Source organism: Pseudomonas sp. TE12508, from assembly GCF_056279485.1.
Genome location: NZ_JBWCCN010000017.1, coordinates 37,629 through 58,353, shown reverse-complemented (window position 1 = coordinate 58,353; position 20,725 = coordinate 37,629). Strand labels below are relative to the sequence as shown.

Annotated in this window: 18 protein-coding genes and 1 pseudogene; 10 read left to right on the top strand and 9 right to left on the bottom strand. The window is 58.5% G+C overall.

Features of this window, described 5'->3' with window-relative positions; translation table 11 throughout:
• Position 1: 1 nt before the first annotated feature.
• Together ACZ9IM_RS22540 and ACZ9IM_RS22535 are read right to left on the bottom strand one after the other, a co-directional pair.
• Positions 2–553: a DJ-1 family glyoxalase III gene (locus ACZ9IM_RS22540; protein ID WP_008070008.1), complete on the bottom strand. Its 552-nt coding sequence runs from the start codon at positions 551–553 to the stop codon at positions 2–4.
• A 67-nt stretch (positions 554–620) separates the two neighbouring features.
• Entirely contained in the window at positions 621–1,076 is a 456-nt protein-coding gene (locus tag ACZ9IM_RS22535) for a DUF4879 domain-containing protein (RefSeq protein WP_427626818.1), read from the bottom strand.
• Between the two features lie 227 nt (positions 1,077–1,303).
• On the opposite strand from ACZ9IM_RS22535, the gene ACZ9IM_RS22530 reads away from it, so the two are divergent.
• The 5 genes from ACZ9IM_RS22530 (at position 1,304) to ACZ9IM_RS22510 (ending at position 6,247) form a co-directional block, all read left to right on the top strand.
• Positions 1,304–2,599 carry an NCS2 family permease gene (locus ACZ9IM_RS22530; RefSeq protein WP_007895297.1) on the top strand — a complete coding sequence of 432 codons (1,296 nt, stop codon included), beginning with the start codon at positions 1,304–1,306 and terminating at the stop codon, positions 2,597–2,599.
• Positions 2,596–3,675: a tRNA (uridine(54)-C5)-methyltransferase TrmA gene (gene trmA / locus ACZ9IM_RS22525; RefSeq protein ID WP_008070012.1), complete on the top strand. Its 1,080-nt coding sequence runs from the start codon at positions 2,596–2,598 to the stop codon at positions 3,673–3,675. The genes ACZ9IM_RS22530 and trmA overlap by 4 nt, the downstream gene beginning before the upstream one ends.
• A gap of 181 nt (positions 3,676–3,856) precedes the next feature.
• The gene (locus ACZ9IM_RS22520; RefSeq protein ID WP_476225005.1) at positions 3,857–4,768 is read left to right on the top strand and encodes a LysR family transcriptional regulator; all 912 of its coding nucleotides are present in this window, start codon (positions 3,857–3,859) and stop codon (positions 4,766–4,768) included.
• A gap of 178 nt (positions 4,769–4,946) precedes the next feature.
• The gene (gene aroQ / locus ACZ9IM_RS22515; RefSeq protein ID WP_008070016.1) at positions 4,947–5,387 is read left to right on the top strand and encodes a type II 3-dehydroquinate dehydratase; all 441 of its coding nucleotides are present in this window, start codon (positions 4,947–4,949) and stop codon (positions 5,385–5,387) included.
• A gap of 5 nt (positions 5,388–5,392) precedes the next feature.
• Positions 5,393–6,247 (top strand): shikimate dehydrogenase, encoded by an 855-nt coding sequence (locus ACZ9IM_RS22510; protein ID WP_008070017.1) that lies wholly within the window; start codon positions 5,393–5,395, stop codon positions 6,245–6,247.
• A 68-nt stretch (positions 6,248–6,315) separates the two neighbouring features.
• Here the strand turns inward: ACZ9IM_RS22510 and ACZ9IM_RS22505 are convergent, their stop codons facing one another.
• Both ACZ9IM_RS22505 and quiC read right to left on the bottom strand, forming a co-directional pair.
• Positions 6,316–6,993 (bottom strand): TetR/AcrR family transcriptional regulator, encoded by a 678-nt coding sequence (locus ACZ9IM_RS22505; RefSeq protein WP_476225004.1) that lies wholly within the window; start codon positions 6,991–6,993, stop codon positions 6,316–6,318.
• 103 nt (positions 6,994–7,096) lie between these two features.
• Complete coding sequence (gene quiC / locus ACZ9IM_RS22500) at positions 7,097–8,998, bottom strand: 3-dehydroshikimate dehydratase QuiC (protein WP_476225003.1); 1,902 nt, start codon at positions 8,996–8,998, stop codon at positions 7,097–7,099.
• Positions 8,999–9,485: 487 nt separating this feature from the next.
• Between quiC and ACZ9IM_RS22495 the strand changes: the two genes are divergently transcribed.
• Positions 9,486–10,823 carry an MFS transporter gene (locus ACZ9IM_RS22495; protein WP_476225002.1) on the top strand — a complete coding sequence of 446 codons (1,338 nt, stop codon included), beginning with the start codon at positions 9,486–9,488 and terminating at the stop codon, positions 10,821–10,823.
• Here the strand turns inward: ACZ9IM_RS22495 and ACZ9IM_RS22490 are convergent.
• Together ACZ9IM_RS22490 and ACZ9IM_RS22485 are read right to left on the bottom strand one after the other, a co-directional pair.
• A complete protein-coding gene (locus ACZ9IM_RS22490; RefSeq protein WP_476225001.1) occupies positions 10,813–11,754 on the bottom strand; it encodes a DMT family transporter in 942 nt (313 codons plus the stop codon). The genes ACZ9IM_RS22495 and ACZ9IM_RS22490 overlap by 11 nt on opposite strands.
• A gap of 134 nt (positions 11,755–11,888) precedes the next feature.
• A complete protein-coding gene (locus ACZ9IM_RS22485; RefSeq protein ID WP_476225000.1) occupies positions 11,889–12,665 on the bottom strand; it encodes an IclR family transcriptional regulator in 777 nt (258 codons plus the stop codon).
• A gap of 244 nt (positions 12,666–12,909) precedes the next feature.
• Between ACZ9IM_RS22485 and ypfJ the strand changes: the two genes are divergently transcribed.
• Both ypfJ and ACZ9IM_RS22475 read left to right on the top strand, forming a co-directional pair.
• Positions 12,910–13,803 (top strand): KPN_02809 family neutral zinc metallopeptidase, encoded by an 894-nt coding sequence (ypfJ, locus tag ACZ9IM_RS22480; RefSeq protein ID WP_063342447.1) that lies wholly within the window; start codon positions 12,910–12,912, stop codon positions 13,801–13,803.
• Positions 13,803–14,762 (top strand): alpha/beta fold hydrolase, encoded by a 960-nt coding sequence (locus ACZ9IM_RS22475; protein WP_427626762.1) that lies wholly within the window; start codon positions 13,803–13,805, stop codon positions 14,760–14,762. Before ypfJ ends, ACZ9IM_RS22475 begins: the two co-directional genes overlap by 1 nt.
• Before the next feature lie 108 nt (positions 14,763–14,870).
• On the opposite strand, the gene ACZ9IM_RS22470 is transcribed toward ACZ9IM_RS22475, so the two are convergent.
• The 3 genes from ACZ9IM_RS22470 to ACZ9IM_RS22460 form a co-directional block, all read right to left on the bottom strand.
• Positions 14,871–15,464, bottom strand: coding sequence for an HAD family hydrolase (locus tag ACZ9IM_RS22470; protein ID WP_427626760.1), 594 nt, complete (start codon positions 15,462–15,464; stop codon positions 14,871–14,873).
• Positions 15,461–16,330, bottom strand: coding sequence for an acyl-CoA thioesterase II (gene tesB / locus ACZ9IM_RS22465; protein WP_038981425.1), 870 nt, complete (start codon positions 16,328–16,330; stop codon positions 15,461–15,463). The genes ACZ9IM_RS22470 and tesB overlap by 4 nt, the downstream gene beginning before the upstream one ends.
• Positions 16,331–16,436: 106 nt before the next feature.
• Entirely contained in the window at positions 16,437–17,006 is a 570-nt protein-coding gene (locus ACZ9IM_RS22460) for a GNAT family N-acetyltransferase (RefSeq protein WP_123498613.1), read from the bottom strand.
• A gap of 90 nt (positions 17,007–17,096) precedes the next feature.
• On the opposite strand from ACZ9IM_RS22460, the pseudogene ACZ9IM_RS22455 reads away from it, so the two are divergent.
• Positions 17,097–17,501, top strand: a pseudogene (locus ACZ9IM_RS22455) (arginase family protein); the annotation flags it as partial.
• A 382-nt stretch (positions 17,502–17,883) separates the two neighbouring features.
• The gene (locus tag ACZ9IM_RS22450; RefSeq protein ID WP_476224998.1) at positions 17,884–20,715 is read left to right on the top strand and encodes a TrlF family AAA-like ATPase; all 2,832 of its coding nucleotides are present in this window, start codon (positions 17,884–17,886) and stop codon (positions 20,713–20,715) included.
• Positions 20,716–20,725: the final 10 nt, after the last annotated feature.

Here is a 20,725-nt window from a genome sequence, read left to right as displayed (position 1 = left end):
ACTAGACCACCAACTCCCCCGCCACCGTCGACCGCGTGGCTTTGCCGCAGAGTTGCTCCACCAGCGTCAGCGCAAACTCCAACGCGGCGCCTGAACCCTGAGCAGTGATGCAGTTGCCATCGACCACCACCGGTTGATCGATGAAGTTGCAACCCGACAGTTGATTGCTGACCGTGGGCAGGCAAGTCATGCGCCGCTGGCGCAAAACGCCAAAGGTTTGCAGCGCCAGTGCCGGAGATTCGGCAATACCGGCGAACAGGCGCCCGGCGGCGGCCTGGTCCTTGATCAATTGTTGCAAGGGTTGGTGGGCCGCCAAATGCTGCGCCCCTACGGCACCGCCAGGCAGCACGATAAGGTCGAAGGGTTGGGCGAGTAAATCCACCAACATCGCATCGGCGGTCAAGCGCGTGCCGCGAGCGCAGGTGAGCATGCGCCGCGCCTCGATGCTGGCCACCACCACTTCAACCTTGGCGCGGCGCAGCACATCGATCAGGGTCACGGTTTGCAGATCGTCGATGCCCTCGGCGAGGGTAATCAGGGCTCTAAAGGTCATGGGCGCGGTCCACAGGATAATCTTTAAAGCGTAGTCAGCTTTCCTGACCCTTGTTCGAGGCCAGCCGTTACTTGATGTAAAGCTGCGTCGACATCGTGTTGCCGGGAGCATTGATCGAGGTGTTGCTGAACGTGAAGGTGCCGTCCTGCTTGCCTGCCAGGTTGAAGATGTACAGATAGCCGACGGTTTTTTTCCCGGCGGAGCACTCGGTCAGGTTGCCGGTATCAAAAGCACAGACAGGGGTGCGGGTGCCGTCCACCTCGAAACCGTCCAGTGCGACATGGGCTGCACGGCCGTAGCCGACCTCCAGCACATACACCTTGATGTTTGGCCCTTTGTGGTCGCAACGGGTTTGCGCCTGGCCGTCCGCAATACTTTCAAATCCACAGGATGGCGATTCGACCTTGAGCACCTTCACCTGGCTCAACGGTTGAGCCATGGCTGCAGAGGCTGTTTGCGCTCCGATGAAACAGCTGAGCAGCAATCCAAATGCCGCAATCACACGCTTATTAATGCAATACATATCTACCCCCCTCCCTCCCCCAAAAAAACAGCGCGCAGTATGGCGCAGTTCCCTTTTGTGCAAAACATCGACGACGATCGCAGCCATAAGCAGCCATAGCCCCACGCTGCTGGTATGATGCGCGGCTTTTTCCGACCCACAGAAAATACCCAGGCGCCTGCAGCGGCCTGTGCTTTGCTGTTGAGGTCGATACATTCACGGCGCCGGGCGCGCCACGGGGAGCAGACATGCTGGAAAGGCTGTTTCAACTCAAGGCACACAACACCAACGTGCGGACCGAGATTCTGGCGGGCGTTACGACTTTTTTGGCCATGGCCTACATTCTGTTCGTCAACCCGAGCATCCTCGGCGAGACCGGCATGGACAAAGGTGCGGTGTTTGTCGCCACCTGTCTGGCAGCCGCCATCGGCTCGGCGACCATGGGCCTGATCGCCAACTACCCGATCGCCCTCGCGCCGGGCATGGGCCTGAATGCCTTCTTCACCTACACCGTGGTCCTGCACATGGGCCACACCTGGCAAGTGGCGTTGGGCGCGGTGTTCATCTCGGCGGTGATGTTTTTCCTGCTGTCGATCTTCCGCATCCGTGAATGGATCATCAACAGCATCCCGCTGGCGCTACGCTCGGCGATTGCCGCCGGTATCGGCCTGTTCCTGGCCCTGATCGCCCTGCACAACGCCGGCATCGTGGTCAGCAACCCGGCGACCATGGTCGGCCTCGGCGACTTGAAGCAACCGGCACCGATTCTCGCGACCCTTGGTTTTGCCCTGATCGTTGCCCTCGAAGCCCTGAAAGTGCGCGGTGCTGTGCTGATCGGCATTCTGTCGGTGACCATTGTCTCCATCCTGTTGGGCTTCACCCCGTTCGGTGGCGTGATGTCGATGCCGCCGTCGCTGGCGCCGACCTTCCTGCAACTGGACATCAAAGGTGCTCTGGACATCGGTCTGGTCAGCGTGATCTTCGCCTTCCTGTTCGTCGACCTGTTCGACAACTCCGGCACCCTGATCGGCGTCGCCAAGCGCGCCGGCCTGATGGGCAAGGACGGCCACATGCCGAAAATGGGCCGCGCCCTGATCGCCGACAGCACCGCGGCCATGGCCGGTTCCTTGCTGGGTACGTCGACCACCACCAGTTACATCGAATCCGCAGCCGGCGTGAGTGCCGGTGGCCGCACCGGCCTGACCGCCATCGTGGTCGCTATTCTGTTCCTGCTGGCGCTGTTCTTCTCGCCATTGGCGGCCAGCGTTCCAGCCTTCGCCACCGCACCTGCGTTGCTGTTCGTCGCCGTACTGATGACATCCGGCCTGGCGGAAATAGACTGGGACGACATCACCGTCGCCGCACCGGTCGTGGTCACCGCCCTGGCCATGCCATTCACTTATTCCATCGCCAACGGCATCGCCTTCGGTTTCATCTCCTGGACAGCCATCAAGTTGCTGTCCGGTCGCGGCCGTGAGTTGAATTCGGCGCTGGTGATTCTGTCGATTCTGTTCGTGATCAAGTTGGGTTGGTTCAACGCATGACTTTTGATTCCCAGGCCTACGCCGTTCAGCTCGAAGAAAAGGTCACGCGCCTGCGTGATCTGCTGGCTCCGTTCGATGCACCCGAACCTGCGGTGTTCGATTCGCCGCTGAAAAACTTTCGCCTGCGTGCCGAGTTCCGCCTGTGGCGCGAAGCCGGTGAGCGCCACTACGCAATGTTTTCCCAGGAAGACAAACGCACGCCGATCCTGATCGAAGAATTCCCGATCGCAAGCCTGCGCATCAACCAGTTGATGCCGCAACTCAAGGCGGCGTGGCAAGCGAGTGCGGCCCTGAGCCACAAGTTGTTTCAGGTGGAGTTCCTCACCACCCTGGCTGGCGATGCGATGATTACTCTGTGCTATCACCGCCCGCTGGACGAGCACTGGCACGCAGCGGCGTCGAAACTGGCAGCCGACCTGAATGTCAGCATCATCGGTCGCTCGAAAGGCAAACGCGAAGTGATCGGTCACGATTACGTGGTCGAGAAACTCGAAGTAGGCGGCCGCACCTTCAGCTATCGCCAGCCGGAAGGCGCGTTCACCCAACCCAACGGCACGGTGAACCAGAAGATGCTCAACTGGGCGTATGACGCCCTCGGCGATCGCTCCGACGATTTGCTGGAGCTGTATTGCGGTAACGGCAACTTCACCCTGCCGCTTGCGACCCGCGTGCGCAAAGTGCTGGCCACCGAAATCAGCAAGACCTCGGTCAATGCAGCGCTCAGCAACCTGAGCGAAAACGCAGTGGATAACGTCACGCTGGTGCGTTTGTCTGCCGAAGAACTGACCGAAGCACTGAACGAAGTTCGTCCGTTCCGCCGCCTGCACGGCATCGACCTCAAGAGCTACGAATTCGGTAGCGTGTTCGTCGACCCGCCCCGCGCCGGCATGGACCCGGACACTTGCGAACTGACCCGACGCTTCGACAATATCCTCTACATTTCCTGCAACCCGGAAACCCTCGCGGCAAACATCGCCCAACTGCACGACACCCACCGCATTACCCAATGCGCGATGTTCGACCAGTTTCCGTGGACCCATCACATGGAATCCGGGGTGTTGTTGACCCGTCGTTGATCGCAGCCTCCATATACAAATCAGCCGTCCACTGGACGGCTTTTTTGTGGGCGATCAAAGCGCCGCATCGCCTGGCCGGTGCTGAACTCGGCACTGGCAGGTGAAACACCCTGTATTTATGTGCCCTCATTTGATAAACATAGCCTTCAAACACTTCATTTGATTCCCGGTGTAATCAATCATGCAGCGACATTTCGACGATCTTCAATTAGGCAGCATCGAACTGTTTTGCCTGGCCGCCGAAGCCGGCAGCTTTACCGCAGCAGCTCTAGTGGCGGGTGTGACGCCGGCCGCGGTCAGTCGCTCGGTGTCGCGCATGGAAGAACGCTTGGGCGTGCGGCTGTTTGCGCGTACCACCCGCAGCGTCAAGCTGACCGACAGTGGCCGGCGTTACTTCGAGGAATGTCGCGAGGCTCTCGCACAACTGGTCGAGGCCCAGCGCGAGGTGATGGGGCAGCAGCAAGAACCTTCTGGCACTTTGCGCATCAGCATTCCCACGACCTATGCCCATCATCGAATCCTGCCCTTGCTGCCTGCGTTTCGGACGCGCTTTCCCGCCGTGAAAGTCGAGGCACACATCAGCAATCGCAACATCGATTTCGTCGGCGAAGGCTATGACATGGCAATCCGTGTGCGGGCCATTCCCGACTCCGGGCTGATTGCACGGCCGTTGGAGGACGCCGCGCTGGTGATGATTGCCAGCCCTGATTACCTGAAGCGCGCCGGCACCCCGCAGACCCTGGATGACTTGGCTCAGCACGAATGCATCCAGTACGAACTGCCCAGCAGTGGACGGCGGATTGCCTGGCTGTTCAACGACAACGATATGTCGCTGGAGATTCTTGCCGAGGGCAACTACTGCTGTTCCGATGACGTATTGGGCGGCGTGACGCTGGCAAAAAGCGGTGCCGGAATCTTTCAAACCTATCGCTTCATCGTCGAAAAGGAACTGGCGGACGGTTCGCTGGTGGAAGTGCTCAAGCCCTATGGCGGACGCTCCCGCCCTTTCACTCTGCTGTATCCGCAAAGCCGCCATGTGCCGTTGCGGCTAAGAGCGTTTATCGATTTTCTGGTTGAGCATCTGCCTCGCTGAAAAGATCGCACCTGCAGGAGCTGCCGAAGGCTGCGATCTTTTTGCGCATGTCCGATCACCGCCCAAATAATCCAGGTCCGACGTCCTCTTCAATTGACCTTATTAACCAGTTAGTACAATTTCTCCTCACAGGCTGAAACCCTCGGCCAATGCCAAAAATAATATGTGGAGAGACCCGATGTCCCCTATCGTTCTGGTGCTCAACGGCCCGAACCTGAACCTGCTGGGCACCCGTGAACCGGCGACTTACGGCCACGAAACCCTGGCGGACATTTCAGCGCTGTGCGGTCGCGCTGCCGAAGAGTTCGGCCTGACAGTGGAGTTTCGCCAGACCAACCATGAAGGCGAACTGCTCGACTGGATTCACGCCGCCCGTGGCCGCTGCGCCGGGATCGTCATCAACCCGGCCGCCTGGACTCACACCTCGGTCGCCATTCGTGACGCCCTGGTCGCCAGCGAACTGCCGGTGATCGAAGTGCATCTGTCCAACGTCCATGCCCGTGAACCCTTCCGGCATCACTCCTTTGTTTCGTCCATCGCCACTGCGGTCATGTGCGGTTTCGGCAGCCACGGCTATCGTTTGGCGCTGGAGCATTTCAGCCATCGTTTGGAAGGTTAAGCGTCATGACACAGAACACCGTGGTATTGGCCGGGCTGATCGGTGCCGGCATCCAGGCTTCCCGCACTCCCGCGCTGCACGAGCATGAAGGTGACGCTCAGGGTTTGCGTTACCTGTATCGGTTGATCGATCTGGATCAATTGAAGCTCGACAGCAGTGCCCTGCCCGACCTGCTGATGGCCGCCGAACGGATGAATTTCACCGGGCTGAACATCACCTTCCCGTGCAAGCAGACGATCATTCCGTTGCTGGACGAATTGTCGCCGGAAGCCCGCGGTATTGGCGCGGTGAACACGGTGGTACTGAAGGACGGTAAACGCATCGGCCACAACACCGATTGCCTGGGTTTTGCCGAAGGCTTTCGCCGTGGCTTGCAGGGCGTTGCTCTTGAGCGCGTCGTACAAATGGGCGCTGGTGGCGCAGGCGCGGCAGTGGCCCACGCGCTATTGAGCGAAGGCGTACAGCTGCTGAGCATTTTCGATGTGGATCAAAGTCGCGCTCAGTCGTTGGCGAACAACCTCAATCAGCATTTTGGTTTTGGTCGCGCCGTGGCTGGTCATGACTTGCCAGGCACGTTGGGTCAGGCAGACGGCTTGGTGAATACCACGCCGATGGGCATGAAAAAACTGCCGGGCATGCCAGTACCGGTAGAGCTGCTTCGGGCGCAGTTGTGGGTTGCGGAGATCGTCTACTTCCCGCTGGAAACCGAACTGCTGCGCAACGCTCGCGCGCTGGGTTGCCGAACTCTGGATGGCGGCAACATGGCGGTGTTTCAGGCGGTGAAGGCGTTTGAACTGTTCAGCGGCGTGGTGCCGGATGCTCAGCGGATGCTGGCGCATTTTCAGAGCATGAATGGTTGAGGAAATTGAGGGCTGCTTCGCAGCCCAACGGGGCGATGCGGCGTTCCGACAAGCCCCCTCGCCACAGCTCAGGCCTGCAGATATCGCAAAACCGACTCGCAAATCATCTCCCGATGACGCTGCTTGATGCTTTCGTCCGGCAAGTCGATCTGAAAGATCTCACCAAAGGTATGACGATTCGATACGCGATAGAAGCAAAACGAGCTGATCAGCAGATGCACATCCAATGGATCGAGGTCGGTGCGGAATACACCTTCTTCGCAGCCGCGACGCAAAATCTCGCCCAGTGAATCGAGGATGGTGTTGTTCATCGCCTTGATCGCATCGGAGCGCTTCACATACTCGGCGTTGTGAATGTTCTCGATGCTGACGATACGCACGAAATCGACGTTGCGATCATGATGATCGAAGGTGAACTCCACCAACCGTCGAATCGCTTCCACCGGCGCCAGTTCGGCCAGGTGCAGACGGTTCTCGGTGCTGCGGATATCCCCGTAGAGTTTCTCCAGCACCTCGACGTAGAGCTGTTCCTTACTGCCAAAGTAGTAATAGATCATGCGTTTTGAGGTGTGGATGCGTTCGGCAATTGCATCGACGCGCGCACCGGAAAGCCCCTGCTGAACGAACTCGACAATGGCCTCTTGAAGAATGTTCTCGCGGGTCTTTTCCGGGTTGTTCTTGCGACTCTTGCGAGGCTCGGCAATTGGCGTTTCGGGCGCTACGGAGAGTTCTGTAATTATTGTCATTGCGGGCTCACGGCCATCACTGCACAAGCTGGCGATTATGGGCTGCCGCGCACAGTGAAGGAAGCCGCGAGGCAGCAGTTATGTATCCGTGTTTACGATTTTCCTACAACTTTGCCTGACGTACGCCACCACTTCGCGATTTAGCCATCGCCGCCAGTCGCACCGCGACGTTGGCCGCGCCGTAACCCGCGTAGCCATTTTTGCGCTGGATGATTTCAAAGAAGAAACGCCCTTCGAACGGCTCGGTGTACACATGAAACAGCTCGCCGCCCTGAGCATCGCGGTCGTAAAGCACGTTGAAATAGGCCAGTTCGCTGAGGAACTCATCGTCGAAATCGAACCGCGCGGCGAGGTCATCGTAGTAGTTGAGCGGGATATCCAGCAGCGGTACGCCCGCCTCCTTGGCGCGGCTGACTTCGGCAAAGATGTCGTCGCAATCGAAAGCGATGTGATGCACGCCGGAACCGCGATAACTCGACAGCGCGTGTGAGATGGCGGTGTTGCGGTTCTCGGAAATGTTCAGCGGCAGGCGGATCGAACTGCAACGGCTGCGCAATGCGCGGCTCTTCACCAAACCATACGGATCAGGCAGCACCACTTCATCGTCGGCTTCGAAATCCAGCAGGCTTTTATAGAACAGCACCCAACTGTCGAGGCTGTCGGCGGGCAGCGCCATCGCCATGTGATCGATACGCCTGAGGCCACCGCTGGCCACGGCCGTCGGTTGCAGGTTGAAGTCGGTGCCGTAGACGTCAGCGTTCTGGTCCACCAGGTAAATCAGACTGCCGTCCGGCGCTCGCACCGCTGCCAGTTCCAGCTCATTGGGGCCAACGAGGCCGCGATAGGGCTGGCCTTTGTAAGCCACAGCACGGGCCAGCGCACTGGCGCTGTCCTTGACCCGCACGGCGGTGGCGCACAGCGACGGACCATGGGACTCGAAAAAACTGTGAGCGAAAGAATAAGGCTCGGAGTTGAGGATCAGGTTGATATCGCCCTGACGCAACAGGCTGACACTCTTGGAACGGTGCTGCCCGGCCTTGACGAAACCCAGCCGCTCCAGCCAATGGGTCAGCTTGGCGCCGAGGCTTTCGTCCACGGCGAACTCAAGAAACTCGATGCCGTTGTATTCGCTGGCGCTTGGGGTGTCGAACAGAATGTCGCGATTGGCCGCTGGCGTATATTCCTGCTCCAGACGCTGCCGGGTTTTCTCTTCCAGGTACAGCAACGAACGCAAACCGTCGGCGGCGTTGGCCCGTGGCGGTGCGGCACGGAAGCCGTCGTTGAAGATCTCCAGCGACAGCGGGCCGGTGTAGCCACTTTTGATGATCGGCGCGAGAAAGCCCGGCAGATCGAATTCGCCCTGGCCCGGGAAGCAACGGAAATGTCGGCTCCACTCCAGCACGTCCATGGCCAGGATCGGCGCGTCGGCCATTTGCACGAAGAAGATTTTGTCACCGGGAATCTCGGCGATGGCGCTCGGATCGCCCTTGAGCGACAACGTATGAAAACTGTCCAGCAATACGCCGAGGCTCGGATGATCGGCCTGGCGCACGATCTTCCACACCTGCTGATACGTGTTCACGTGTCGGCCCCACGCCAGCGCTTCGTAGCCGATCCGCAAACCACGAGCGCCGGCCCGTTCGGCGAGCAGGCGCAAGTCATCGACCAGGATCTGCTCATCACCGATGGAGTCGGCCGAGGCGTTGCTGCACACCAGCACCAGGTCGGTGCCCAGTTCCTGCATCAAATCGAACTTGCGCTCGGCCCGTTCCAGATTGCGCGGCAGGCGATCGCGGCGGCAACCTTCGAAATCCCGAAAGGGTTGAAACAGCGTGATGGCGATCCCGAGATCGGCGCACATCTGCCTGATTTCCCGAGGGCTGCCGTCGTAGTAGAGAAGGTCGTTTTCGAAAATTTCCACCCCGTCAAAACCGGCGGCGGCGATGGCTTCAAGTTTTTCCGGCAGGGTACCGCTCAAGGAAACGGTGGCAATGGAACGCTGCATGTGTCGACTCCCGGTGGTGGGGACATTCTTGTTGGGTAAATTATTGGCTTGACGAATCCACACAGCAATTCAAAGTGTACTACCCAGTTAGTTTTGCGGGCGATTATCGAACACAATGGCGGTTGGCGAATTGACGATTTTTCGTCCACTGCGCAACATCGACTACACATTGAGTCCGGTCACGACCCATGGACTCGGTTACCAAAGACCCTGAACACCACATAAAAATTTCAAAAAACGGGTACACGCTCATGCGCTCATTCAACGCCTTGTTTGCTTGCTCCACCGCCCTCGCACCTCGCCTGGCATCCATCCGAAGCTTGCGCCCCCTCGGCCGAACCGTGCCGCTCGCTGAATAAAACGTTGTCGTCACCTGACGAGAACACCTCAGCCGATCAATCTCACCCGCGCCCGTCGCCATCGATTGATCACGCGCCCTTGAAGTCCCGACAAGCCTCGCTTGTCAGTCATTGAACGGATGGCATACATGTTTCCTTCTCAAAGCTCTCGCGTGGCTTCGGCCCAAAGCGTCGCCACTGGCGGCATCGGCGACAAAATCCGCGGCGCCATGGCCGTCGGCAAAACCCGTTGGGGAATGCTGGCACTGGTATTTTTCGCCACCACCCTGAACTACATCGACCGCGCCGCCCTGGGCGTGATGCAACCGATCCTGGCCAAGGAAATGAGCTGGACGGCGATGGACTACGCCAACATCAACTTCTGGTTTCAGGTCGGCTACGCCATCGGCTTTGTGCTGCAGGGCCGGTTGATCGACCGGGTCGGCGTGAAACGCGTGTTCTTCTGCGCGGTGCTGCTCTGGAGCCTGGCCACCGGTGCTCACGGGCTGGCCACTTCGGCGGTGGGCTTTATGGTCTGCCGGTTCATTCTCGGCCTGACTGAGGCGGCGAATTACCCGGCCTGCGTGAAAACCACCCGGTTGTGGTTCCCCGCTGGCGAGCGCGCCGTGGCCACCGGCATCTTCAACGCCGGGACCAACGTCGGTGCGATGTTCACGCCGATGCTGCTGCCGCTGATCCTCCACGCCTGGGGCTGGCAAGCCGCGTTTCTGTGCATGGCGGCACTGGGCGGCATCTGGTTGCTGTTCTGGGGTCTGAAGTACTTCAACCCGGAAGATCATCCGAGCGTCAAGCAATCGGAACTGGACTACATCCAGAAGGAAGTCGAGCCGGAACAATCCCGCGTACCGTTCTCGCGAATCCTGCGCATGCGTGGCACCTGGGCCTTCGCCCTCGCCTACTCGATCACCGCGCCGGTGTTCTGGTTCTACCTGTACTGGCTGCCGCCGTTCCTCAATCAGCAATACAACCTGGGGATCAACGTGACCCAGATGGGTATCCCGCTGATCATCATCTACCTCACGGCTGACTTCGGCAGTGTCGGCGGCGGGATTCTGTCCTCGTTCCTGATCGGTCGCGGGATCAACCCGATCAAGGCGCGATTGATGTCCATGTTCCTGTTCGCCTGCTGCATTATCGGCGTGGTCATGGCCGCCGGCTCAAGCAACCTGTGGCTCGCGGTGTTCGCCATCTCCCTGGCCATCGGTGCGCACCAGGCCTGGACCGCGAATATCTGGAGCCTGGTAATGGACTACACGCCCAAGCACATGATGAGCACGGTTTTCGGCTTCGGCGGGATGTGCGCGGCAATCGGCGGGATGTTCATGACCCAGTTGGTCGGCCACATTCTGACGGTCACCAACAACAACTACACCGTACTGTTCACCATAATTCCGGCGATGTACTTCATCGCGCTGACCTGGATGTACTTCATGGCACCGCGCAAAATCCCTACCGTCACCGCGTAAACTCCCTTCCCCCGGCAGGCCTGATTCCAGGCCTGCCGCCCTCCTCTTGTCGACGCCGTTGTTGCCACGCCGCTGCCAACCCGCTGCAGCAAATCACCACGATCCCGATCACCGTAGTCAGGGTCGGCGTGTGGGAAAACAGCCACCAGCCCAGCAAACCTGCAAAGACAATCTGGCAATAGCCGAACGGCGCCAACAACGCGGGCGCGGCGTGACGGAAAGCCTGGGTCAGAAACAGATGCGCCGTCATTCCACACGCCCCCAGCGCCACCATCAAAAACCCATGCCCCACGCTTGGGACTTGCCAAAAGAACGGCACCAGCGCACTCATCACCAACGTATTGCAGAGCCCGGCGAAAAAATTGCTGGTGGTCGGACTATCGATTTCACTGAGCTTGCGGGTGAGCAATTGATAGAAGCAGAAAAACAGCGCTGAGCAGAACGGCAGCAACACCGCAGGCGTGAACAGTTCGCCGCCGGGATGGACGATGATCAACACCCCGATGAACCCGCAAATCACCGCCAGCCATTGCCCGCGCGTCACCTGTTCACCGAGCAGTGGCACCGACAATGCCGTCACCAATACCGGTGCAAGAAAATTCACAGCCGTGGCTTCGGCCAACGGGATGAACAACAGCGCACCGGTAAACAGCAGGCTGGTTCCCAATAAGCACAACGCCCGCATCAACTGCAGCAACGGCCGTTTGGTGCGCAGGACGCGCAACCCGGATTGCGGGAGAAAAATCCCGGCCATCAACAAGGTGTGAATCACGTAGCGAGCCCAGACCACCATAAAGACCGGATAAAACCCGCAGAGGTACTTCGACAAGGCGTCATGGCTGGAAAACAGAAAGGTGGCGACCACCACCAGCAGGATGCCTTTGAAAGGATGATTGACGCCGCAGAGCGGGGTGCTGATAGACGACGTCAAGGCGAGGTTCTCTTCTGGCGGGATAATTCCAATAATTTAGAACCCGGTTCCAGATTCTTATAGTCACACCGACTGAAAGTGTGCGAACAGCGCACGGTTTTTTATCGACTTCCGGATCGATGGGGCAAGCGCTATCAGCTAAAGAGCTCCGACGCCTGACTCGCTGCCGAAAGCTCTTGGGCAAACGCCAACAACGTCGGTGCCAATTCATGCAGTCGCGCTCCCGGCATCCGCGCGCTCGGTCCGGCAATGCTGAGCACGCCGATCACTCGCCCCTGCAATGGATGACGGATAACCGCAGCAATCGCCGACGTGCCTACCGCCGAACTTTCCTCGACCCAGGCATAGCCCTGCTCCCGCGCCAGGCGCAGCCGCTCCAGCAGTTCGATGTTGGAGCGTGGCGCATTGGGCCCCAGGCCCTCGGGCTTCTCGATTGCCTGGCGCTCAACCAGCGACAACGCTTCGGCATCGCTCATGCAGGCCAGCCACGCATGCCCGGAAGCGGTATAGAACAGCGGCGCATCGCGCCCCATGTCCGGGTCGTAACGCAGGCCGGAACGGGCTCCCTGGGATTTGGCGATCCAGGTCTGGCGCTCGCCTTCGATCACCCCCAGACGCACCAGCTCGCCGGTCTCCCGGGCCAGCCTATCCAGCACTGGCTGGACAATGTCCGCACCACTGCCGGACAAGTATCGAAAGCCCATGGCGACCAGTTTGGTCGATAAGTGATAACGCAGGTTTTGCGGATTCTGCCGCACATACCCCAGACGAATCAGCTCGGCGAGCAGACGGTGGGTCGCGCTCTTGGGAATGTCCAGTTGCTCGGCCAGGGTCTGCATCGGCAAACCTTGAGGTTCACCGGTAAGGCTTTCCAGCACGCTGAAAACACGTTCGATCTGACTGCCTGCCATGGGGGATTCCAAAACGAAATTTGACTGATTCTAAAAGACAACTCGAAGGAAGCAAAATCTGGAACCTGTCCGGCAGCAGTCTTGACCGAACCTGCAGTACCCGTCCGTCCATGAAACCGCTAATGTCGTCACTTAGGAGAACCCCTGACGCCAAGGGCTGTCAGACGACCGGACTGGCGCCATACCTACTCACCGGCAACACTCATCACCATGCGCCTTCATCAGGTAAAAAAGAGGATCCCCCATGCTTTGGAAAAAAGGCCGACGCAGCGACAACGTGGTCGATGCCCGTGGCGATGATGTCGGTGGTGGGGGCGGTGGAATGCGCTTCGGTGGAGGCAAGGGCCTGAGCCTGACGGCAATCCTGTTGATCGTCGGGATTGGCTGGATCACCGGCCAGGACCCGCTGCAGATCCTCGGCCAACTGACCGGACAAATGAGCGAACAGTCAGCCCCGGCCCCCACCCAAACCCGCAAGGCGCCACCGGCCAATGATGAAGGGGCCGAATTCGTGCGCTCGATCCTCGGCGATACCGAAGACACCTGGCGCCAGATTTTCCAGCAGGCCGATCGGCAATATAAAGACCCGACCCTGGTGCTGTTCAGCAACCGCGTCAACTCGGCCTGCGGCCTGGCGACTTCAGCAACCGGTCCCTTCTATTGCCCGGCTGACCAGAAGGTCTACTTGGACATGAGTTTCTTTCAGGAGATGTCCCAGCGCTTTTCCGCCGCTGGCGACTTCGCCCAGGCCTACGTAATCGCTCACGAAATCGGACACCACGTGCAGACCCTGCTCGGCGTTTCAGCGAAAATCCAGACCGCTCGCCAACAGGGCCGGCAGATGGAAGGCGACAATGGTTTGCTGGTGCGTCAGGAACTGCAGGCCGATTGTCTGGCCGGCGTCTGGGCCAACAATGCGCAAAAACGTCTGAACTGGCTGGAACCCGGTGACATCGAAGAAGCCTTGAACGCCGCCAACGCCATCGGCGACGATCGCTTGCAACAGCAAGGTCAGGGCCGCGTGGTGCCGGATTCCTTCACCCACGGCACTTCGGCCCAGCGAGTGCGCTGGTTCAAGGCCGGATTCGCACAGGGCCAGGTCAGCCAGTGCGACACCTTTGCCGCGAAGAATCTGTGATGCGTAAGTGGCTGCTGGTTCTGTTAATCACCTGCGCAAGCACCCAGGCTGCCGAGCAAGGGGTCAAGGCGATCAGTTCCGGGCGCTTGCTGTTGAGCGCCGGGGAAATCGCGGTGAGCATGGGCCCGACACCGGAAAAAATCGAACGTGTGGTGATCATCGTCCATGGTCGATTACGCGATGCTGAAACCTATCGCCAAAGCGCCGAACGCGCTACCGAGCAGGCCGGGCAAAGCGCGAACACCTTGGTACTCGCCCCGCAGTTTCTCAACGAAACCGACGTCGCGAGCCATGCGGTACCTGACAGCGTTTTACGCTGGCAAGGCAATGACTGGATGGCCGGCGGTTTATCCACCGCGCCGTTTACGCTGAGCGCCTATGCGGCGCTCGACGAAATCATCGCTCGCTTGGGTGATCGGCGACAGTTTCCGGACGTGAAGCAAATCGTCATCGCCGGTCACTCCGGCGGCGCTCAGGTGGTTCAGCGTTATGCCTTGCTGGGTCACCCTCAGCCAGCCCTCGACGCGGAGGGCGTGAAAGTGCGCTATGTGATCGCCAATCCTTCGTCGTATGCCTACTTCAATGAGCAACGGCCAGTGGCGTTCAGTCACGCGGGGTGTCCGAATTTCAATCGCTGGAAGTACGGGCTGGCCGATCTTCCCGCCTATGCCGATGGGCAAACACCTGCGCAACTTGAAGAAAACTATGTCAAACGTGACATCGTTTACTTACTCGGGCAGCAGGACGTCGACCCGAATCATCCGGCGCTGGATAAAAGTTGCGAGGCCAAAGCCCAGGGTGCTTCTCGATTGATTCGTGGGCGCAACTATTTCAATTATCTGAAACGGCGCCATCCGCAAGGGTTGAGTCAGCAGCTCATTGAAGTGCCTGGGGTCGGGCACAATGGGGATGGGATGTTTACCTCGCCTGAGGGGCAGAAGGTGTTGTTCGGACAGTGAGTTTTGCGGTGTCTGATCTGACGCCATCGCGAGCAGGCTCGCTCCCACAGTGGATCTGCGTCGGATGCAAATCAAAATGTGGGAGCGAGCCTGCTCGCGATGGGGCCTTCAAGCCAACAACATTTCTCGTAACACCACGCAATCGGCAGCATGCCAATCAGCCAATTCCGGCCAAGGATTATCCGGCAGATTCACCAACACCGTCCGCGTTCCCGCCGCCCGGCCGCAATCCAGATCGAAGCGGTAATCACCAACCATCACCATTTCGCTCGCCGGCACCTTCCAGGCTTCGGCCAGTTTCAGCAACCCACCAGGATGCGGCTTGGGCGGTGCTTCATCGCGGCCCAGTACATCCTCTTCCGCAAAGCAGTCGGCCAGGCCGATAGCCTCTAGCGTGACATGCGCCAGCTCACGAGCATTGCGCGTGAGAATGCCCAGGCGATAACCGCGCCCGGCCAACTCACGCACCAGTTCCACCGCGCCCGGCGCCGGTTTCGAACCCAACGCCAGATCCCGCTCGTGCTCCAGCAGCCACGCGTGTTTGGCCGCTGCTTCATCGGCCGGCAGCGCAGCGAGGTGGGTCAGGATGTCGTGTTCGGCGGGAATCGCCAACGCCACGCGAATCGCCGCGAAGTCATGCACCGCCACCGTCAGGGTGCCGTCCATGTCGAACACCCAGTGCCGCACCTCAGCCAGGCTCATGCCCAATCCTTGCGATGACGAATCAAGCCTTCCTGAGTGACCGAAGCTACCAGTTGCCCGGCACGGTTGAACACGCTGCCCCGGGAGAATCCGCGCGAGTTGCCGGCCCACGGGCTGTCCATGGCGTACAGCAACCAGTCATCGGCGCGCAGGTCGGCATGGAACCACAAGGCGTGATCGAGGCTGGCGACCTGCATGTCTTTCTGCCAGACCGATTTGCCGTGGGGCAGCATCGAGGTGGTCAGCAGACCGAAGTCCGACGCGTAGGCCAGCAGGTATTTGTGCAGCGCCGGGGTGTCAGCCAACGCACCGTCGGCGCGGAACCAGACGTATTTGACAGGATCGGCAGGCTGCGGGTTGTAGGGGTCTTTTTCGGTCACCGGCCGGACTTCGATCGGTTTCGGGCACAGCAGTTTTTCGCGCATGTGTTCAGGGATCAGGTGCGCGCGCTGTTGGGTGAGTTCCAGCTCCGACGGCAAGTTTTCCGGGCCGACCACTTGCGGCATCTCAGTCTGGTGCTGGAAGCCTTCTTCGTCGTACTGGAACGAGGCACTGCAGGTGAAAATCGGATTGCCCTTCTGGATCGCCGTCACCCGGCGTGTGCTGAAACTGCCGCCATCGCGCACCCGATCGACCTGATACACCACCGGCAATTTGGCATCGCCCGGGCGCAGAAAATAACCGTGCATCGAATGCACATGGCGCGCCGGCTCGACTGTCTGACTGGCCGCCGACAGGGACTGGCCGAGTACCTGACCGCCGAACAACTGACGAAACCCCAGGTCCTGGCTGCGGCCACGGAACAGGTTTTCTTCAATCGGTTCCAGGGTCAGCAGGTCTACCAGATCTTCCAACACTTGGCTCATTCAGACTCTCCTCACACAACGCAATGCCGCGCAGTCTTGGCTGCGGCGGTCGATTCAGTTTATGGCCCGCTTCAACATGAGGGCCATTGTAAACGTCCGCGCCTGCTTATCCATGCAAGGTTTGCAGCCATTGCTCACGGGTGATGCGGTACAGCACGTGCGGGCGCAGCGGATGATCGGCTGCAAGCCGCGGGTGCTCGAAGTCATCGGCGGGGGCATGGTGCATGCCGATCGCTTGCATGACTTTCTCGGATGGCAGATTGGTCTTGGTGGTGAATGCCACGACCTCTTGCAGCGCCAACCGATCAAACCCGCAGCGCAGAGCGGTCCACGCCGCTTCACCGGCATAGCCCAGGCCCCAATGCTCGCGCGCCAGACGCCAGCCGATTTCGATGGCCGGCGTAAATGGCGCATCGAAGCCGACCACACCCAGCCCGGTAAACCCGATGAACGCCCCGGTGTCCTTGCGCTCCAGTGCCCAGAGGCCGAAACCATGCTCGGCAAAATGCCCGCGAATCCGCCCGATCAACGAGGCACTTTCCAGTCGACTCAAGGGTGCCGGAAAATAACGCATCACTTGTGGATCGGCGCACATCGCCGCAAACGCCGGCAAATCCTCATCACGCCACTGCCGTAACAACAGTCGTGCGCTTTCGAGTTCCAGTATCGGCTCCATCGTGCCTCCTCCCCCGTTTCCATGCCGCAAGTCTACATCGCTGGTAGGATCGTTCACTCATTCCTACATGCCTTCCTGTATAAATCCGCCATGCCCCTGCCACTGATCTACCACGAAGACTACAGCCCCGAGTTCCCGGCGGATCACCGCTTCCCCATGGACAAGTTTCGCCTGCTGCGCGATCACCTGGTGGACAGTGGGCTGACCCGCGACACTGATTTGCTGCGCCCGGACCTCTGCCCGCCAGAGATTCTCGCCCTCGCCCATGACCCTGCGTATATCGAACGCTACATGGGCGGCGAATTGTCCCGCGAAGATCAACGACGCCTCGGCTTGCCCTGGAGCGAAGCACTGGCCCGGCGCACGGTGCGAGCGGTCGGCGGTTCGCTGCTGGCGGCCGAACAGGCACTGGAACATGGTTTGGCTTGTCACTTGGCCGGCGGCACTCACCACGCGCATTACGATCATCCCGCCGGGTTATGCGATTATGCTGACAAAATATGTAAACAAACCCAATTAGAAGAGAGGAAATAGCACCCTCAGAGAGTCAAGGTTTCGAAAAGCGGAAATAAACGCTCGAAACGCGCCGAGATGTTTACAAAAATGCACCACACCAAGCATTCAGGCAGTTGAATTTATGTTGATACCGCTGGCGGATGGGGTGGGCTTACTAGTCTTTTGCAAGACCCATCGCATCGGATTGGACCTGCATGCTTTGTTACAAAGATCGGCCATATCCAAAGCTTACTGAATCGCGTCACATCACTAGTCGTAATAGGCGATTGAACGATACGATTATTGGGATGGTGCCACCTAAAAATGCACGCCAGCGCCATTGGTTTCCAAGCCGGTAAAGGATGGCCAACAAGGAGAGAATATGAATCAGGCTTGGCCCTTCGTCGGCGCCCGCTGGTGGAAGTTCGATTTCCACACCCACACCCCGGCATCAAAGGATACGAATGCTTGGCAAGCCGCGATTGGGACTCCCGATGAATTGACGCCGCAGAAATGGCTACTCAAGTACATGGCTGCAGGAATCGATTGTGTGGCAGTCACTGATCACAATAGTGGCGAGTGGGTTGACCGACTCAAGGCCGCATACGCCGAAATGAAGCGTCAGGCCGATGCTGATAACGCGCCTGATGGTTTTCGCGAACTCCACGTATTCCCTGGTGTAGAGATCTCCGTTCAGGGCGGCTTCCATCTGCTGGCCATCTTCGATCCGTCTGCTTCCAGCCAAACTATCAGTGATTTGCTCGCAAAAGTGGATTATGCGGGTACCCGTGGCGACAGTGATGGCGTAACACGCGAGGGTGCAGCCAAGGTGATCGAACGTGTTATCGCAGAAGGTGGGATAGCGATTCCTGCCCATGTGGAAGGTGACAAAGGGCTGCTGCAAGTCGAGTCGGGTACACGCAAATGTCTGCTGGATACCAATACCGTCAAGCAGGTTCTACAGGAGCCGGGCATCCTAGCGTTGGAATGGACAGCGGGAAGCACCTCGTATCCCATAGTGCTAGAAGAACTGAAGCTTCGCTTTGCCAGTGTGGTTGGAAGTGACTGCCATAGCTTCAAAGGCTCAGCGGTTCCTGGCTCGCGCTTTACTTGGATCAAGATGGCCAAACCTACTGTCGAAGGACTGCGCCTGGCGCTACTGGACGGGCAGGAGGTTTCGGTTCGCCGTAACGACCAAAGCAATGGATTCGCACCCTTTAATACGCCCGAGCATTTCATAGAATCTATTGAGATTCGTAATGCTCGGTATATGGGGCGCGGCAAAGCGGGCGCCTGCTTGCCACTCAACCCCTATTTCAATGCACTAATCGGTGGTCGGGGTACAGGAAAATCCACCATCGTGCATGCCCTTCGCTTGGCATACCGAAGGGAAAAGGAACTGTCTCTGGCATCGGAGGCCGGACAGACCTTTAACAAATTCAACGCTGTCGCCAAGACCAAAAATGATAATGGCGGTTTACTTGACGATACGGTTGTACATGTAAAGATTCATCGGAGCGGTTCGCCGTATCGCCTCACGTGGCGCAAAGACGATCACGAGATCAGGGTGGAAGAATGGAATGTACTTACTTGCGATTTCACTCCCTCGGACAGTCAGGTTGTTAATGAGCAGCGGTTCCCGGTAAGACTCTTTAGTCAGGGACAAATCGCTGCGCTAGCTGGGGACAGTCAGCAAGCTTTGCTAAAGGTCATCGATGATGCTGCTGACATCCGTCTGCAGCGAACAGGACTTGATGAAGCAAAAAGCGCGTTTCTCGCGTCTCGAGCACGGATGCGAGAACTGGAGGGAAGGCTATCTAGCCTTGAATCTGTGACGCTCGCATTGCACGACCTACAGCGAAAGCTTGACCGCTTCGAAGGTGCTGACCACACGGTGGTATTGAAAAATTACCAGCGAACCAACCAACAAAGCCGCGAGCTTGAGCGCCATTTTGAAGCGGTAACTGAGCTTGCCGCTCAATTAAAAACCGTCGCGGCTAGCTTACAGCCTGAACATTTAGATACACAGCTCTTTGATGCCAATAATGACAGCCCAGCGCTAGCGTTTCTGCAGACGCTAAAAGACGTCATCGACAAAACGAGGCAGGACGTTTTGGACTCCGCCTCAAATTTAGCAACCCTTGGGCAATCCATTAAGGGGGATCTAGAATCCTCGGATTGGTTTACTCGAGTCGCGATTGCCAAAGAAGCCTACGATCAGCTTAAGGCGAATCTGCAGCAGCAGGGAGTCAAAGATCCCAGCGAATATGGACGCTTGGTTCAAGAAAAACAGCGGCTCGAAACCGAGCTGAGGAATTTGGACACTCTCAAGACGCTACACGCTGAGCTACGTAAAACAGCGATGTCACAACTGGAGGAAGTTCAGTCGGCGCGCCGAGCAATCAGTGCTCAACGCAGCGCGTTTCTGCATGCCACACTTCACGACAATCCCTACGTGCGAATCGAGCTCACACCTTATGGCCGGGATTCGCAGGGAATCGAACGATCGCTTCGCGAAGCGCTTGGTGTTCCAGACGGTAAGTATGCAGAAGACATTTACCAGGAGCAGGAAGGTTCGTCTGCGAAGGGTCTCATAGCGGATCTGATGGTCGTGGCCGAGCTTCTCGGCGATACGCCAAGCTTGGAAGAATCGTTGAAGACTTTGAAGGCACGATTGACGCAGGCATGTCGTGGCAAGGCTGAATTTGGAGGGTGGTTCAATAAGTTTTTGAAAGCTGAAACTGATCGAAGACCCGAGTATATGGATCACTTGCTATGCTGGTTCCCTGAGGACGGTCTGCAGGTGGAATACAGTCGGAAAGGTAACGGTCGGGATTTCCAGTCCATTGGACAAGCTTCTGCGGGACAGCGCGCGGCAGCAATGCTGGCCTTTTTGCTGGCACATGGCGGTGAGCCGTTAGTGCTCGACCAGCCCGAGGACGACCTCGATAATCATCTTATCTACGGACTGGTAGTCCAGCAGATTCGCTCTAACAAGCAGCGCCGCCAGCTAATTATCGTGACTCACAATCCTAACATCGTGGTAAACGGAGATGCCGAACTTATCCATGTCCTGGACTTTAACCATCAGTGCCATGTGAAGCAGACAGGTTCTCTGCAGGAACAGGACATGCGCCAAGAGGTATGCCAGGTGATGGAGGGCGGCGCAGAGGCATTTGAGCGACGCTATCAGCGCCTAGGTGGTGAGGTTTGATCAGCGCGTG

Excerpts from the sequence above, each read along its gene's own strand:
- ACZ9IM_RS22540 (WP_008070008.1), bottom strand. The coding sequence starts at position 553 with ATGACCTTTAGAGCCCTGATTACCCTCGCCGAGGGCATCGACGATCTG.
- ACZ9IM_RS22535 (WP_427626818.1), bottom strand. The coding sequence starts at position 1,076 with ATGTATTGCATTAATAAGCGTGTGATTGCGGCATTTGGATTGCTGCTC.
- ACZ9IM_RS22530 (WP_007895297.1), top strand. The coding sequence starts at position 1,304 with ATGCTGGAAAGGCTGTTTCAACTCAAGGCACACAACACCAACGTGCGG.
- trmA (WP_008070012.1), top strand. The coding sequence starts at position 2,596 with ATGACTTTTGATTCCCAGGCCTACGCCGTTCAGCTCGAAGAAAAGGTC.
- ACZ9IM_RS22520 (WP_476225005.1), top strand. The coding sequence starts at position 3,857 with ATGCAGCGACATTTCGACGATCTTCAATTAGGCAGCATCGAACTGTTT.
- aroQ (WP_008070016.1), top strand. The coding sequence starts at position 4,947 with ATGTCCCCTATCGTTCTGGTGCTCAACGGCCCGAACCTGAACCTGCTG.
- ACZ9IM_RS22510 (WP_008070017.1), top strand. The coding sequence starts at position 5,393 with ATGACACAGAACACCGTGGTATTGGCCGGGCTGATCGGTGCCGGCATC.
- ACZ9IM_RS22505 (WP_476225004.1), bottom strand. The coding sequence starts at position 6,993 with ATGACAATAATTACAGAACTCTCCGTAGCGCCCGAAACGCCAATTGCC.
- quiC (WP_476225003.1), bottom strand. The coding sequence starts at position 8,998 with ATGCAGCGTTCCATTGCCACCGTTTCCTTGAGCGGTACCCTGCCGGAA.
- ACZ9IM_RS22495 (WP_476225002.1), top strand. The coding sequence starts at position 9,486 with ATGTTTCCTTCTCAAAGCTCTCGCGTGGCTTCGGCCCAAAGCGTCGCC.
- ACZ9IM_RS22485 (WP_476225000.1), bottom strand. The coding sequence starts at position 12,665 with ATGGCAGGCAGTCAGATCGAACGTGTTTTCAGCGTGCTGGAAAGCCTT.
- ypfJ (WP_063342447.1), top strand. The coding sequence starts at position 12,910 with ATGCTTTGGAAAAAAGGCCGACGCAGCGACAACGTGGTCGATGCCCGT.
- ACZ9IM_RS22475 (WP_427626762.1), top strand. The coding sequence starts at position 13,803 with ATGCGTAAGTGGCTGCTGGTTCTGTTAATCACCTGCGCAAGCACCCAG.
- ACZ9IM_RS22470 (WP_427626760.1), bottom strand. The coding sequence starts at position 15,464 with ATGAGCCTGGCTGAGGTGCGGCACTGGGTGTTCGACATGGACGGCACC.
- tesB (WP_038981425.1), bottom strand. The coding sequence starts at position 16,330 with ATGAGCCAAGTGTTGGAAGATCTGGTAGACCTGCTGACCCTGGAACCG.
- ACZ9IM_RS22460 (WP_123498613.1), bottom strand. The coding sequence starts at position 17,006 with ATGGAGCCGATACTGGAACTCGAAAGCGCACGACTGTTGTTACGGCAG.
- ACZ9IM_RS22450 (WP_476224998.1), top strand. The coding sequence starts at position 17,884 with ATGAATCAGGCTTGGCCCTTCGTCGGCGCCCGCTGGTGGAAGTTCGAT.